This window comes from Kribbella sp. NPDC058245 (assembly GCF_042882005.1).
In the GTDB taxonomy this organism is placed as follows: Bacteria; Actinomycetota; Actinomycetes; order Propionibacteriales; family Kribbellaceae; genus Kribbella.
Genome location: NZ_JBHVWY010000001.1, coordinates 176,714 through 190,910 on the forward strand (window position 1 = coordinate 176,714; position 14,197 = coordinate 190,910).

Annotated in this window: 12 protein-coding genes; 3 read left to right on the forward strand and 9 right to left on the reverse strand. The window is 67.4% G+C overall.

Features of this window, described 5'->3' with window-relative positions:
• Window positions 1–3 precede the first annotated feature (3 nt).
• The 4 genes from ACFVWG_RS00855 to ACFVWG_RS00870 all read right to left on the reverse strand — a co-directional run bounded on the left by ACFVWG_RS00855 (window position 4) and on the right by ACFVWG_RS00870 (window position 3,875).
• Window positions 4–207: a hypothetical protein gene (locus ACFVWG_RS00855; protein ID WP_391541039.1), complete on the reverse strand. Its 204-nt coding sequence runs from the start codon at window positions 205–207 to the stop codon at window positions 4–6.
• A 463-nt stretch (window positions 208–670) separates the two neighbouring features.
• Window positions 671–958: a CopG family transcriptional regulator gene (locus ACFVWG_RS00860; RefSeq protein WP_391541040.1), complete on the reverse strand. Its 288-nt coding sequence runs from the start codon at window positions 956–958 to the stop codon at window positions 671–673.
• Window positions 951–1,196, reverse strand: a complete 246-nt coding sequence (locus ACFVWG_RS00865) for a hypothetical protein (RefSeq protein ID WP_391541041.1) — start codon at window positions 1,194–1,196, stop codon at window positions 951–953. The genes ACFVWG_RS00860 and ACFVWG_RS00865 overlap by 8 nt, the downstream gene beginning before the upstream one ends.
• Before the next feature lie 117 nt (window positions 1,197–1,313).
• Window positions 1,314–3,875: a bifunctional FO biosynthesis protein CofGH gene (locus ACFVWG_RS00870; protein ID WP_391541042.1), complete on the reverse strand. Its 2,562-nt coding sequence runs from the start codon at window positions 3,873–3,875 to the stop codon at window positions 1,314–1,316.
• 91 nt (window positions 3,876–3,966) lie between these two features.
• Between ACFVWG_RS00870 and ACFVWG_RS00875 the strand changes: the two genes are divergently transcribed.
• On the forward strand, window positions 3,967–4,509 hold the full coding sequence (locus tag ACFVWG_RS00875) for a TetR/AcrR family transcriptional regulator (protein WP_391541043.1): 543 nt from the start codon (window positions 3,967–3,969) through the stop codon (window positions 4,507–4,509).
• A 70-nt stretch (window positions 4,510–4,579) separates the two neighbouring features.
• Window positions 4,580–6,445, forward strand: coding sequence for an FtsX-like permease family protein (locus tag ACFVWG_RS00880; RefSeq protein ID WP_391541044.1), 1,866 nt, complete (start codon window positions 4,580–4,582; stop codon window positions 6,443–6,445).
• A gap of 121 nt (window positions 6,446–6,566) precedes the next feature.
• On the opposite strand, the gene ACFVWG_RS00885 is transcribed toward ACFVWG_RS00880, so the two are convergent.
• The 3 genes from ACFVWG_RS00885 to ACFVWG_RS00895 are packed head-to-tail and all read right to left on the reverse strand — an operon-like array spanning window position 6,567 to window position 10,880.
• Window positions 6,567–9,173, reverse strand: a complete 2,607-nt coding sequence (locus ACFVWG_RS00885) for a GH116 family glycosyl-hydrolase (protein WP_391541045.1) — start codon at window positions 9,171–9,173, stop codon at window positions 6,567–6,569.
• 55 nt (window positions 9,174–9,228) lie between these two features.
• Complete coding sequence (locus tag ACFVWG_RS00890; RefSeq protein ID WP_391541046.1) at window positions 9,229–10,446, reverse strand: MFS transporter; 1,218 nt, start codon at window positions 10,444–10,446, stop codon at window positions 9,229–9,231.
• Window positions 10,443–10,880 (reverse strand): MarR family winged helix-turn-helix transcriptional regulator, encoded by a 438-nt coding sequence (locus ACFVWG_RS00895; RefSeq protein WP_391541047.1) that lies wholly within the window; start codon window positions 10,878–10,880, stop codon window positions 10,443–10,445. The genes ACFVWG_RS00890 and ACFVWG_RS00895 overlap by 4 nt, the downstream gene beginning before the upstream one ends.
• 102 nt (window positions 10,881–10,982) lie before the next feature.
• Between ACFVWG_RS00895 and ACFVWG_RS00900 the strand changes: the two genes are divergently transcribed.
• Window positions 10,983–12,002, forward strand: coding sequence for a hypothetical protein (locus ACFVWG_RS00900; protein WP_391541048.1), 1,020 nt, complete (start codon window positions 10,983–10,985; stop codon window positions 12,000–12,002).
• Here the strand turns inward: ACFVWG_RS00900 and ACFVWG_RS00905 are convergent.
• Window positions 11,975–12,523 (reverse strand): hypothetical protein, encoded by a 549-nt coding sequence (locus tag ACFVWG_RS00905; protein WP_391541049.1) that lies wholly within the window; start codon window positions 12,521–12,523, stop codon window positions 11,975–11,977. The two genes, ACFVWG_RS00900 and ACFVWG_RS00905, sit on opposite strands and share 28 nt — an antisense overlap.
• Before the next feature lie 51 nt (window positions 12,524–12,574).
• Entirely contained in the window at window positions 12,575–14,191 is a 1,617-nt protein-coding gene (locus ACFVWG_RS00910; RefSeq protein WP_391541050.1) for a GMC oxidoreductase, read from the reverse strand.
• Window positions 14,192–14,197: the final 6 nt, after the last annotated feature.

A 14,197-nucleotide genomic window follows, 5' to 3' on the forward strand; every position in this document is an offset into this window, starting at 1 on the left:
CGATCAGAGGCCCTGCAGGCGGTCCTGGATGCGCTTGCTCTCCGCCGCCTGCGCGGCCTCTTCGGCAGCGAGCTCAGCCGCGCTCTTCTCAGACTTCTCGCTCGGGCTCGCCACGCCGTCCAGCGCCTTGCTGATGCTGCGCTGAGTCTGGTGCGCGGCGTTGTCGCCACTCTTGTGCGTCTCGTGCGGATTGGGTTCGTTGGCCATCGAGCCAGCGTAGGCAGCACCCCGGGTCTTGTTGTTGCGGAAGGCAACATATCGACGCAGCGTAGTTGAAAAAATACTCAGCGTTGCCTTGTTCAAAGGCAATGCAAATGTTTGAACCGACCAGTAGTCCGTTCTGGTACTCCCGTGACAACGTTCAGTTGTCAGCGACGGACGGGTCGCGGACACAGGCTCCAGGCGGAAAACCGATGTACTCCCGTCCGCGACCGGAAATGTACCTCCCCTGCCGGTTACGGAATGAGACGACGGTTCCGCCCTCCTTCGGGCCGACTGCCCTCTCGGGGCAACAGCAGGACGCCGGTCGTGCCACAAAGGTGCCGGTCGCCAGTGAGGTGGCGACCGACACCCGGCACGACCGGCGTTTCTTATTCCGCGAAACCCTCGTACGGCGTACTGGTGCAACTGGGGACCAGTACGCCGCACAGGGCGAGCCGGGACCGGTCCATCACTCGCCGACGGCTCGCTCCAGAGCCTCGCGGGCGAACTGCGACACCGTCATGCCCCGCGCTTTGGCCTTTGCCTCGGCGCGGGCCTGCAGTTCGTCCGGCACCCGGAATGCGATCTGGGGTGAGGCTTTCCGGGAGCCGCTCAAGGATGGACGGCCCGCGCGCACTCGAACGACTGCTTCCTCGGCGAGTTCCGCGGCCCGCTGCTCGGTGATCCGCTTTCCCTGCTTGTCGCGCACCACCTCGGCGTCGAGATCGACGTCTTCGCCGTACTCGTGCTTACTCATTGCGTCCTCCCGTCCGGTACTGCGTCGGCATCACGTGAATGACGAGCCAGTACTCCGGCAACACGAGAGCCACGATCTCCAGTTCGACGCCTCGATCGTCTGGTCCGATCCAGACGATCCGTTCGTCGGCCGAAGCTGTGGCTGGGATCACTGTCGGGTCCGCTGTCTCCAGCACATACTTCGCGTGCGCCCTGCCGATGCGGTGCTTGCGCGAACCGCGAGTGAACTTGATGAACACCCTGCCCCCGATTCTGTCAGACAGAATTAGATCTGTCCAACAAAATTGCTCACTATCTGTCGAGGGCAGTCTGCAGGGCGTCACCGACAGAAATCGGTTCGTCTGTGGTGCCGAGCGTCAGGCGAGTTCCAGGAGGGTGTTCGAGCGCTGGGTGACTTCGCCGTACGTCGTGGTGCGTTGGCGGGCGGGGCGGTTGGCGGCGGTGGCCATCGCGGTGAGCTCTTCGATGGACTTGCGGGAGCCGTGCTTGGAGCCGGCCATCCGGCTGATGGTCTCTTCCATCAGCGTGCCGCCGATGTCGTTGACGCCGCCGTTGAGGACAGCGACACAGCCGTCGACGCCGAGTTTCACCCAGGAGCACTGGATGTTGTCGATCCGGCCGTGCAGCATGATCCGCGACATCGCGTGGACAGCGCGGTTCTCGTCGTACGTCGGGCCGGGGCGGGCGACGCCGGCCAGGTAGATCGGCGAGTTCTGGTGGATGAAGGGGAGCAGGACGAACTCGGTGAAACCGCCGGTCTGGTCCTGGACGGCGGCGATCGTGCGCAGGTGCTGGACCCAGTGGTGCGGGGCGTCGACGTGGCCGTACATCATCGTGGAGCTGGAGGGCAGCCCGACCTTGTGGGCGGTCGTGATGACCTCGATCCAGCTTGCCGTCGGCAACTTTCCCTTGGTGAGGATCCAGCGCACGTCGTCGTCGAGGATCTCGGCGGCGGTGCCCGGGATGCTGTCCAGGCCGGCCTCCTTGACCGAGATCAGGAACTCCTCGATCGACAGGCCGGTGCGGACCGAACCGTTCAGGACCTCCATCGGCGAGTACGCGTGGACGTGCATCTCCGGGACGCGGTCCTTGATCGCGCGCACCAGGTCCGCGTACGCCGTACCGGGCAGGTCGGGGTGGATGCCGCCCTGCATGCAGACCTCGGTCGCGCCGATCACCCACGCCTCTTCGGCGCGCTGGGCGACCTCGTCCATCGAGAGCGAGTACGCGTCGGCGTCGGTACGGCGCTGCGCGAACGCGCAGAACCGGCAGCCGGTGTAGCAGACGTTGGTGAAGTTGATGTTCCGGTTGACGACGTAGGTGACGTCGTCCCCGACGACCTCCTTGCGCAGGTCGTCGGCGATCCGGGCCAGCTCGTCGAGCGCCGGGCCGGTGGTGGTCATCAGGGTCAGCGCTTGCGCGTCGGAGAGGCCGGCCGGGTCGTGCTCGGCGGCGGCCAGTGCGGCCTTCACGTCGGCGTCGATGCGGGTCGGCGCCGAAGTTCCCAGCCCTGCGTCGATCGGGAGAGAGGTGCCGGCGGCACGACGGGCGGCGACGTCCTCGCGGACGGCGTCCCAGTCGCCGTACGCCGCGTCGAAGTCCGAACGCGTTTCGGTACGACGGCCTTCGGTGTCGATGGCGGTGTGGAGGTCGGTGCGGCCGACGCTGTCCCAGCCGCCGTCCGGCTCCTGCCATGGCAGACCGACCGGCATCGCGGACTCGTTGGCCAGGCCGGTCTCCGGGTCGACGAGGGCCTCGACGTGGGAGATCAGGCGCGGGTCGAGCCAGGGCTCACGGAGGTACTCGGGGTGCGCGGTCAAGCGCTCGCGCAGCGTGAAGCCGGCGTCCGCGGTCACCTTGGCCAGGTCGTCGATCTGCGGCCAGGGACGCTCGGGGTTCACGTGGTCCGGGGTCAGCGGGGAGACCCCACCGAAGTCGTCGACACCGGCGTCGAGCAGCGCGCGGCACTCGGCGAGGTCGACCAGGTTCGGCGGTGCCTGGACCCGGACGCCCGGTCCGAGGACGACTCTGGTGACGGCGATCGCGGCGAGCCACTCGTCCAGCGGAACGTCGGCGTCGTTGCGCATCGCCGTGTCCGGCTTCACCCGGAAGCCCTGGATGATGACTTCCTGGATGCCGTTGTACTGCCGGGCGATCTTGCGCAGCGCGAAGATCGAGTCGGCCCGCTCGGCCAGGTTCTCGCCGATGCCGATCAGCAGGCCGGTGGTGAACGGGACGTTCGAACGACCCGCATCCTCGAGCACGCGGAGCCGGATCGCCGGGTCCTTGTCGGGTGAGCCGTAGTGCGGCTGGCCCTTCTCCTCGAACAGACGACGCGAGGTGGTCTCCAGCATCATGCCCATGCTCGGCGCGACCGGCTTCAGTCGCTGCAGGTCCTGCCACGACATCACGCCCGGGTTCAGGTGCGGCAGCAGCCCGGTCTCCTCGAGGACCCGGATCGACATCGCCCGGACGTAGTCCAGCGTGCTGTCGTAGCCAGCCTCTTCCAGCCAGACCCGCGCCGCGTCCCAGCGCTTCTCCGGAGCGTCGCCCAGCGTGAACAGCGCTTCCTTGCAACCCAGGGCCGCGCCCTGCCGGGCAACCTCGAGCACCTCGTCCGGCGACATGAACGGCGCGTGCACGCGGCCCGGTGTCGTCGCGAAGGTGCAGTAGTGGCAGCGGTCCTGACACAGGCGCGTCAGCGGGATGAAGACCTTCTTGGAGTACGTGATGATGCCGGACCGGCCGGCGTCGGCCAGCCCCTGGTCGCGTACCCGGGCCGCGGTCGCCATCAGGGTGGTCAGTGCCGTCCCCGAGGCGGTCAGCAGCACCTCCACCTCGGCCGGATCGAGGGTCTTCCCGTCGTCGGCCCGCTTCAATGCGCGACGCATCGCCGTACTCAGCTCGTTGGTTGTCACGTCACCAAAGCCTAGAGGCCGGAACCCGGCCGATCCCGCGATTCCGAGGGCCAAAAACAATCCGTACGGCTGTCCTGATAGTTTGCGATGCATGACCGCCGACGGCCGCCGAATCCGCGGTGACCTGCGGCGCAGCGAACTTCTGCAGGCTGCCGTCGAGGTGATCCGATGCGACGGAGTCGCAGGTGTGAGTCATCGGGCGGTCGCCGCGAGGGCCGATGTGTCGGTTGCCTCGATCACCTATCACTTCGCGACCCTGGACGATCTGCTTGTCGCCGCGCTGACCTGGGCCGCCGATGATCTGGCCACCGAGCTGCACGGCTGGGGCAGTGAGCTCGGCCCCAGGCCGACCGACGAGCTCGCCCGGCTGATCGAACACAACCTCGTACGGCGCCGCGGCCGCACCCTCGCGCTCTACGAGCTCTACCTGTACGCCGCCCGCCGCCCCGAACTCAGATCCGCCGCAGCCGCCTGGCTGGAACCGATGACTGATATCGCCCGCACCTTCACCGCCGACCCACGTAAGGCGCAACTCCTCGTCGCCGCCCTCGACGGTCTCCTGATGCAGTGCCTGATCGGCGCGCGCGAAGTCGACCGCGCCGACATCGCAGCCCTGCTCGACGTACTGCGGTAGCGCGCGAGCTACCGCCGCCCGGGTGTACAGGCCACAGCGGTAGCAGCTGCAGCCCTGTTGGGTTGTGATCATGCTCAGGTTGTCGGTCGGTGCCGTGCGGGACAGGTGGCAGTTGTTCGCCGGAGCGGTCGTTGCGGTGGCTCTCGGCGTCGGACTGGTCCAGTCGGGTCTACAGATGCTGGCTGCGACCGGACGGCCCGTGCTGCCGGCCGGACTGTCGGCGTACGAGCGTGCACAGATCCGTGAGGGCTACGTGGGCGCCGGAACACTCCTGGGGATGTCCGTCATGCTCGCGGTGTTCCTGACCGTGTTCATCGTCAGTACGACGTTCGGCTTCACCGTGGTGCAGCGTCGTCGTGAACTCGGGCTGCTGCGGCTGGTGGGTGCACAGCGCGGCTACCTGTGTCTGATGCTGGTGTGCGAGGCCGCACTGCTCGGTGTGCTGGGTACTGCGGTCGGCGTACCGATCGGGCTGCTCGCGACCTGGGCCCAGTCGGTGCTGATGATCAAGCTCGGCATGCTGCCGGACTGGTTCGCCGCACCGTGGAGTCAGGGCGCGATGTGGGCGGCCATGGCGGTTGGAATCGGTACTGCGCTCACCGGCGTGCTGGCAGCGGCCTGGCGGGCGTCCCGGGTTAACGCGCTGGAGGCGTTGGCCGAGAGCCGTGAGTCGCACCGGGTGATGACGGGCTGGCGCTGGTTCTGGGGACTGTCGGCAGCGGCCGCCACTGTGGCGATGGTGATCGCGGCCCAGGCCGCGCGGGACCTCGTGGCTGGTCTGCTGATCGGGCTGATGGTGTTGGTCAGTGGTTCGGTCGCACTCAGTCAGCTCAGCCCGATCGTGGTTCCGTGGGCCGGACGACTGCCCGCGGTGGTCCTCCGCGGTCACCTGGTCGCGGACCTCGCTCGGGCCGGCGTTCTCCATGCAGTACGGCGGAGTGCGGCGACTGCGGCACCGTTGATCGTGCTCGTTGGGCTGGTGGTCGGGTTGTGGGGAACGTTCGGTTCGCAGGCGAAGGCAGTCGGGGTCGAGCAGGAGCGGCTGATCACGGCGGACCTCGTGGTCGACCGCGCGGTCGCGGCCGGGCCCGGGATCGCGGTCGTCTCGCCACAGACCGCCGTACCGGTGGTGGTTTCGCGGGGAAAGAAGGCGGTGTATTCCGAGGCGGTGGGGATTGATCCGGCTGCTTATCAGCAAACGCATGTGTTGCGGCCGCGGCAGGGTTCGCTGGACGACCTGACCGGGCGGACGATCGCGATCGGGCCGGGGATGGCGGTCGAGGGGTACAAGCTCGGGTCGACGCTGACGGTTGCGATGGGCAAGAAGAAGGTCGCCGTAAAGGTGGTGGCGATCATGCCGGAGACGTTGGATGTCAGCGAGAACTTCTTCGTCCCGCTGTCGTTGCTCCCGGCCGGCGGCCGGACCGAGACGTTGGTGAAGGTTGCCCAGGGCACCGATCCGGCAACGGTCGCGGCGCGGCTGAAAGGTGAGGTGCGGACAGTTGGCGAGTGGGCGAAGGCACGAGGGGATGCGCAGCAGCGCAACAACACTGGGCTGTTTGCCGCGCTGATGGGGTTGGCGGGGATCTTCACCGCTGTTGCTGTCGTCAATGCGGTGGTGATGTCGACCGCGGACCGGCGCCGTGAGTTTGCGCTGGCCCGGATGGCGGGGCTCACGAGGCGGCAGGTCATCGCCGTTGCTCTGACGGAGTCGGTGACGGTGGTGCTGACCGGCGTACTGCTTGGTGCGGTTGTCGCTGGTGCGGCACTGGCTGGAATCGCGGCTGGGCCGTATGGACTCGCCGCGGTGGCGATCCCGTGGCGGTTGCTCGCCCTCATCCTGGCCGCCGCCCTTGCCGTAGTCGGCGCCGCCAGCACCCTCACCGCCCACCAAGCCACCACCCAACGCCCCATCGCCCTACTTGCCACCCGCTAATCCACCCCCCACCTCCGCCATCTGATGGGTTAACCCATCCCGTTGTGGGTTCTGCACCCTCATGCGGGTGCAGAACCCACAAGCTGGTGGGTGAACCCATGAGATGCCGTCGCCGCGGTGGTCAGTTGAAGGGGAGGGTGGTGCCGGGGGTGAGGGTGTCGGCGGTGACGGTGATGGGAGGTTCGCCGGGGAGGCTGAGGGAGGTTAGGTAGAGGGTGCCTTCGCGGACGTGGAGGCCGTCGGCGTCGAGGGTGCCGAAGGCGTTGCCGGTGGACCAGAAGTGGGTGCCGGGGGTGGTGAAGCGCATGGCCCCGGTACGGCCGTCGTAGTCGAAGCCGGTGAGGGCGATGACTGCGCCCCAGCTGGCCATGGCGCGGGCGTAGTGATGACCGCATTCGGCTTCGTCGTACGGGTTGCGGCGTTCGCCGTCGTACCGGGCGCGGATGTCGGTGATCACCTGGAGGCCCTCGTCGACCAGGCCTTCCTGGATGAGGCCGACGGCGAGGATGTGCTCGAAGCCGGTCATCACTTCGCTGAAGTACGGGAACGGGCGCTCGGGGCGGTTGCCGCGGGGATAGCTGCACATCAGTACGGCGGTCTCGTCGCCGAGCACGTAGCTGCGCATGTGGTTGAAGTGGCCGTGGAAGTCTTCGAGACGGTTGTGGCGGAGGATGCTTTGCAGGGTCGTCTTCACTCGCTCGGTGTCGACGAGGGTGCCGAGGTCGGCGATTCGGGCGAGGTGCTGGCCGGCCAGTTGGTCGATCAGGCAGCCGTCGCCGAGCTGGAGTTCGGGGTGGGTCGGGTCGGCGGCACCCATCCGTTCGCGCAGGCCGGGGGCGACGTCGTCGGCGGAGGCCGGCGGACGGATCTCGTGGCGGTAGTACTCGCCGTTGAACAGGTGCTCGTCCATCCAGGCGCTGCCGTAGTCGAAGAGCCGGCGGCAGTCATCTGCGAGATCGTTGTCGCCAACATGGCGGGCCATCTCTTCGGAGGCGCGGAGGGCGGCGAGGTACCAGGACTGCATCTGCGGGTTGGGACCGTAGTACTCGACGTCCATTGTGTTGTGCTGGCAGCCCTCCATCACGCCGTCGCGGTCGGCGTCCCAGCCGCCCTCGATCCAGCAGAACTCCAGCGCGCGCCGGGCTGCGGGCCAGAGTGACTGCAGCAGTTTGTCGTCGCCGCTGAGTCGCCAGTCGCGGTACAGCTTCACCAGGCAACCGAGCTGCCCGTCGGCGGCGGCGACTCGCCAGGCTTGGGCGTTCGTCTCGAGCGGTAGGCCGACGCGGAAGCTCATCAACCCCTGGTCGTCGGTGGCGTGCGCGAACTCGACCTCGCGGAGTGAGCGGGCTATCTCGCCGAACAGGTACGGCGTCGCCTGCTCGTAGTTCCACACGTGGGTGCAGCTCCCGAAGCAGCTGCCGACGTGGTCCGAACACCCTTCCCAGCCGAAGAACCGGCCGTCCGGTGTGCGGAAGACGGTCTGCGTGCGCAGCGTGCTGAGGTTGAACAGCGCTGCTTCTTTGACCTGCTCAGGAAGGTCGCTGGCGAGGAAGTCGGAGACAAAGGCGACGGTACGGCGTTCCAGCGCGTCGAGCTGTGCTGCGAACCGGCAGACCGTGGTCCACGCGTCGTCGGCGAGCGTCGTGTAGTGGTTGCCGACCACCTGGTCGGTCGTTTCCCACGCGATCCGGTTCGGGAAGTGCCAGCCGAGCAAGAACGTGAAGTGCTCGGTCGCACCAGCAGCCACGGTACGGCGATCCGCGACGGAGGCGATGGGGGTAGCGGACTCGCTCTCCCGCTCGTCGAGTCGCCCGTCCGCACTGAAGTCATCCCAGAAGTCGAGCAGACTGTCGCCCCACGTCCGATCCGCCCACCCAGTACGCCGGCTAACGTCCTGCCCGTCCACCACAGCAAGCGCAATAGTCCCGAACTGCTCGGCGTCAGCGGAAACCCCGCGGCTGCCGAGCAGTACCCCATCTACGCTCATGCTCGGGCCCTCGGCGCCCGCGTGCTCCTCCAGCCCATCGGCGCTCGCGTGCAACTCAGTGTTGTCGGAGCCCATGTGCCACTCGCTGACCCCGGCATCATCGACAGGCTCGGCGCCCCAGCTGGGTCGGCGCTCGGGGAGGAGCCCGCCGCCCAGTCCGATGCCGCCGGTGGCGGCGATGTTGTAGTTGCCTTTGGCAACGTCAGTCGTTCCGTCGCGGCCGATGAAGTTTTCCAGGGAGCCGGCTAGGGAGACGGTGAGCGGCTCGTTGGTGGTGTTGGTGACGGCGTAGCGGAGGACTGCGATGGGCCAGGAGCTGGCTTCTACGTCTGTGGGGACTAGGGGAGTGAACGCCTCGACGGCGAGCTCTACCGGTACGTCCGGATCGGTGAGGGCGAGCCGGGCGAAGGGGTACGCCGTACTGAAGGTTGCTTCGCGGAAGCGGGGGAGGCCGTGGGACTGGGCGGCGCTGCCGTGGGCGCCTTCGTAGTCGCTCAGGTCGAGGGGACCTTCGGCGGCGCGGGTGGTGACCACGCCGTCGGCCGATTCGGTGCGGATCGCGAAGAACGCAGTACCGGGGTGGAAGCCCTTGGCCGGGCGGTTCACGATCTCCCAGTCGCGGAGGTTGCCGCGGCCGCCGAAGCTGACCGTTCCGGTACCGATCCCGCCGAGCGGGAGGGCGATCCGGCGTAGCTGGCGGCCGGTGTAGGTACGAAGCAGGGGCCACGGCGAGGTCGTCATGCTTATCGACCCTAAATGCCGTGGCCCCCGGGTGGAACGGAGTTGTTTAGACCACTCAGGCGTCGGCGACGGTGAGGGCTTCGGCTTCGGTCGCCGAGTGGTTGGCAGGGATGCGCAGGTGGGCGAGCGGCTTCCAGCCGGAGGCGAGGACGCCGACCGCGAGCAGGACGGCGAAGGCGCCGACGTAGAACGGCAGCTGGATATTGACCTCTTCGCCGAGCTTGCCGGCCAGCCAGGGGGCGACGGCACCGCCGGAGAAGCGGACGAACGAGTACGCCGCGGACGCCGTACCGCGCTCGACCGGGGCTGCGCCCATCACGGCCTCGGTGATCAGGGTGTTGTTCACGCCGAGGAACAGGCCGGCCACGATCACGCCGATCGCGAGGACCGCCTTGTGGTGGGCGAAGACGCCCATCAGCGCGAGGTCGGCGCCGAACAGCAGCAGCGATGTCATCACCACCGGCAGCGTGCCGAACCAGCGCTGCAACCGCGGTGCCACGAACACCGAGGTGACCGCGAGGCCGATACCCCAGCCGAAGAAGATCAGACCGATCTGCCGCGCGGACATCGCCAGCGGGAACGGGGTGAAGGCGAGCAGCGTGAAGAAGCCGAAGTTGTAGAGCAGCGCGGTGACGGCAACCGTCGCGAGGGAGCGGTGCCGCAACGCCTTCAGGGGCTCAAGAATCGACGTACGGCGGGCTTCGGGCGGCGTCGAGGGAAGCAGGAAGGCGGTCGCGCCCAGGGCGATCGTCATCAGGACGGCGACGCCGAAGAACGGGCCGCGCCACGAGATCGTGCCGAGCTCACCGCCGACCAGGGGACCGGCGGCGATACCGACGCCGAGGGCGGCCTCGTACAGGATGATCGCCTCGGCGACCGAGCCGGCGGCCGAGTTCACGATGGTGGCAAGAGCAGTCGCGATGAAGAGCGCGTTGCCCAGACCCCAGCCGGCCCGGAAGGCGACGATCATGCCGATCGAGTTCGACAGACCGGCAAGCGCGCTGAACACGACGATGATGGCCAGACCGATGAGCAGGGTGCGCTTGGCGCCGATCCGGCTCGAGACCGCGCCGGTGATCAGCATCGCGACACCGATCACGGCCATGTAGCTGGTGAACAGCAGCGACACCTGCGACGGGCTGGCGTGCAACTGCTCGGCGATCGGCTTCAGGATCGGGTCCACCAGGCCGATGCCCATGAACGCGATCACACAGGCGAAGGCGACCGCCCAGACGGACTTGGGTTGCTTCAGAAACGACGACGTACCGCTCACCGGGGCGTGTCCTCCAGAACTTCGAGGGTGAGAATCTTGTGCATAACCGCGGCCGCGGCCTCGAGGGTCTCGAGGTCGGCCGCCGGAAGGTGACGGAGTCTGGCCGCGAGCGCGGCACCCGCCTCCTGGCGGGCGCGCTGCAGTTCGGTCAGGCCTGTCTTCGTGAGGCTGATCAGGCTGGCGCGCGAATCGGACGGATCCGGCTCCCGCCGCACCCACCCCTGCTCCTCAAGGCGCTGCACCAGCGTGGACATGGTCGGCTGCGAGGTCCGGTCGGCCTTCGCCAGATCACTGATCCGGGTCGGTCCCAGCTCGTCCAGCCGCCCGAGCAACCGCATCGCCGCATGCGGCAACGCACTCACATCCCGGCTCGCCAGCCGCGTCAACCGCGCAGCCGCAACCACGACATCAACACCCAGCTCGGTCAGGTCCACACCTTTCAATATACATAGGAATGCTATGCATCTCCAGGTGAGGCGCGTCACTGGATGCGTGGTGGACCGGTTCTGGACCGGTCACCTCTAGCGTCGGCAGGTATGAGGAGACAGCGGATCGCAGCCGTGATCGCCGTGCTGGCGGTCGGCGCCGTACCGGCCTGTTCCGGCGGCGCCGAGCGGCCGGTCGCGGCTCCGCCGACGAGCAGTAGTCCGACGCCAACGCCGACTCCCACTCCGACGCCGGCGATCTCCGAGGAGCAGGTCGCGAAGGCGATCGGTGACTACTTCGCAACGCGGAACCAGGCTGCGAGCAAGTACGACGACGCGCTGATCAAGACCGTCACGAGTGGACCGCTGCTCGAGCAGCGCCTGAGCGACCACAAGATCAACCGGATCCTGAAGACCAAGATCCCCGGGATCAGGATCAAGAACACCGTCGGCACGGTGACGCCACCGGGAGTCTCACCGCAGCGCCTGGTCGTGGAGACCGAACTGCAGACGGAGCGCTACCCGCGGCTGGTCGCGATGGCCGAGCGGAAGCGGGCGAGCCTGCCCTGGAGCTGGCGGTATGCGGTGAACCTCGGGGACGAGACCGTCATGCAGTTTCTGACGACGAAGCCCCGCCCCGGTGACTCCCCGCTGCGCACCCCGACGAAGGCCGAGCTCGCGCGCCTGAAGATGTCTCCCATCGCCGCCGTCCAGAAGGTCGCCGCACTACTGACGACCAAGACGATGGACCTCAGTTTCGCGCCCTTCCACACGTCGGGAACTGCCGATTCGTACTTCGGCGAGTTCATGTTGGCTCAGAGCAATGGCGACGACAAGCCCAGCACGCTTGCGTCTGTCGACGGTCCGATCGTCGCTTTGCAATCGTCGTACGACAAGGTCCTGGTCTTCGCCACGATCAACATCGGCTGGAGCTATTACGCCGAGCCTGGAACCACCGTGCAGTGGCCGCCCGGACCACGCGCGGCCCTTGCTGTGAAGGGCCGCGCGTACAACACAGCGGTCATGTACTTCGAACAGCTTCAGGTGGTGATCGGGCTCCCACCGAAGGGGCCGGGGATTCCCGATGTCTTCGGCATCGAGGCTCAACTCACCGGCGTCGGCGGGTACTGACCGGTCCGGAAGAGGGTGACCGGGAGGGGGCCGCGGTGGAGGATGTGCGGGATGTCGGCCCAGGGGAAGAGCGGCTCGGTGGAGTTGAGGGTTCGTAGGCGGTGGAGGGCTTGCACGGACGGCTCGGTGAGGGTGGCGACGGTTGCGGGTGAGTAGGGGATGAAGTCCTCGGGCGGCTGCGGGCGAAGTGAGGGGTCGTGGCGCTTGAGCAGGATGCAGGTGTTGGCCGGCTCGAGGAGTTCGGCGTCGAGAGTCCAGTAGTCGACGACGACGCGGCCGATGCGGCCGGACTCGTGCATGGCCTCGAAGAGTGGCGCCGGATGGACCGGGGAGAGGAAGACGACGTCGGTCCAGGTGCAGTCCAACGGATAGACCGGGTAGCCCATCGTCTCGGGACGCATGGCGTACTTGGCGGCCTCGCGTTCGTACAGGTCGGGGTGCTGTTCGCGCAGCATGTTGAGGGGCAGGATGGCGTCGCCGCGGAGATCGTGGATGGCGGCTCGATACAAGAGTGTCGGCATAAGCGAAAGCCTCCGTCCGCAGGAAGTCTGCGTCGGAGGCTTTCACACATTCTACCGGCGCTTGAGGTCGCTGGCGAGGACTTGGGCGATGTTGCGTTCGGCCAGGGCGGTGATGGTGACGAAGGGGTTGACGCCGAGGCTGCCGGGGATGAGCGAGCTGTCGGTGACGTAGAGGCCGGGGTGGTTGCGGACTCGGCCGTAGTTGTCGGTGGCCTTGCCGAGCAGGGCGCCGCCGAGCGGGTGGTAACAGAAGTCGGCGGCGAAGGCTCGGTTGCCGGTGAAGAGGTCACGCCGGTACGTCGTACCGATGGCCTTGTTGATCTTGTCGAACAGGGCCTGGGCTGAGCGGATGGACGGCGTGCTCTGGTCGACGGACCAGTGCAGGTCGGCGCGATCGGTGCCGTGGTTGTAGGTGAAGCGGCCGCGCTCGGGGTTGACCGTGATCGCGAGGTAGAGGCTGGCCCAGGTCTCCAGACCGATCGGCAGTGGGGCGATCTCGGCGAACGCCGGATGCTTCGGGTCGTTCCAGTTGTCGATCGCGAGCGTGGGGATGGTCGACTGGAGGGAGCCGGTCGGATCCCAGAGGTGGTTGGCGCGGGCCGTCATCACGTTGCCGTTGGTACCCCAGCCGTTACCGATCGCGGCCGGTAGGTCAGGTAGCGTTCCGGTTTCCCTTGCCCGCAACAACAATTCCGTCGTACCGACGCTGCCGGCGCCGAGGAACAGTGACCCGCAGGAGATCTCGCTACGCCGAATCACCTTGCCCCAGGCATCGATCTGCTCAAGACCGACCAGGTATCCCTTGCCCTGCTGGTGAATCGTGGTCACTCGGGTGAGCGTGCGGATGGTGACGTTGCCGGTCCCGAGAGCGTCGGCGAGGTAGGTCTTGTCGAGTGACTGCTTGCCGTGGTTGTTGCCGTAGATGACCTCACCGGCGAGTGCCGACCGTGTTACCTGCTGCTTCTCCTCGCGACGCAGGTAGTTGAAGTCATAGACGTTCGGTACGACGCTCGTCGTGAAGCCGGCCTGGTGAGCATGCCGCCGCGAGACCCGGGCGTACTTGTACACCGGCGTCTGCTCGAGATAGCGCGGATCGATCGTGTTCACCCCGAGCATCCGCCGGGCCAACGGGAAGTACCGCTTGTACATCGCGTCCGCATCCACCTGCGGCAGGACCTTCTCGAAGTACGCGCGTTGCGGCGTCGGCGCCATCCCGCCGTTCACCAGTGAACCGCCGCCGACCCCGCGGCCGACGTACACGCCCATGTTCGGGAAGTCGAGCCGATCCAGTACGCCGGCGTACGGCGTACCGAGGTCGCGGTTGACGACGTCGAGCCAGAGGAAGGTGTCGAGGGGTGCTTCGGTACGGCGGTTGAACCACATCGACCGGCGGTCCGGGTTCAGGGTCGAGCAGAACACCTTCCCGTCCTTGCCGGGAGTGGTCCACAACTGGCCCATCTCGATCATCGTGGTCTTGATTCCGGCGGCCCCGAGGCGCAGCGCGGTGACGGCAGCGCCGTACCCGGTGCCGACGACGAGGGCGGGAACGTACGGCGCTGCGGCGGCGGGCCCGATCCGGGTGAGGCCGGTGGCGGCCGCCGCGGTGAGGGCGGTCAGGCCGGCGAACCGGCGGCGGGTCAAAGCGGACGGATTGGTCTCGAAAGTCACTGACGC

What these genes read in the sequence shown, in the direction of transcription:
- ACFVWG_RS00855 (WP_391541039.1), bottom strand. Translation starts at nt 207, where the DNA reads ATGGCCAACGAACCCAATCCGCACGAGACGCACAAGAGTGGCGACAAC.
- ACFVWG_RS00860 (WP_391541040.1), bottom strand. Translation starts at nt 958, where the DNA reads ATGAGTAAGCACGAGTACGGCGAAGACGTCGATCTCGACGCCGAGGTG.
- ACFVWG_RS00875 (WP_391541043.1), top strand. Translation starts at nt 3,967, where the DNA reads ATGACCGCCGACGGCCGCCGAATCCGCGGTGACCTGCGGCGCAGCGAA.
- ACFVWG_RS00880 (WP_391541044.1), top strand. Translation starts at nt 4,580, where the DNA reads ATGCTCAGGTTGTCGGTCGGTGCCGTGCGGGACAGGTGGCAGTTGTTC.
- ACFVWG_RS00885 (WP_391541045.1), bottom strand. Translation starts at nt 9,173, where the DNA reads ATGACGACCTCGCCGTGGCCCCTGCTTCGTACCTACACCGGCCGCCAG.
- ACFVWG_RS00900 (WP_391541048.1), top strand. Translation starts at nt 10,983, where the DNA reads ATGAGGAGACAGCGGATCGCAGCCGTGATCGCCGTGCTGGCGGTCGGC.
- ACFVWG_RS00905 (WP_391541049.1), bottom strand. Translation starts at nt 12,523, where the DNA reads ATGCCGACACTCTTGTATCGAGCCGCCATCCACGATCTCCGCGGCGAC.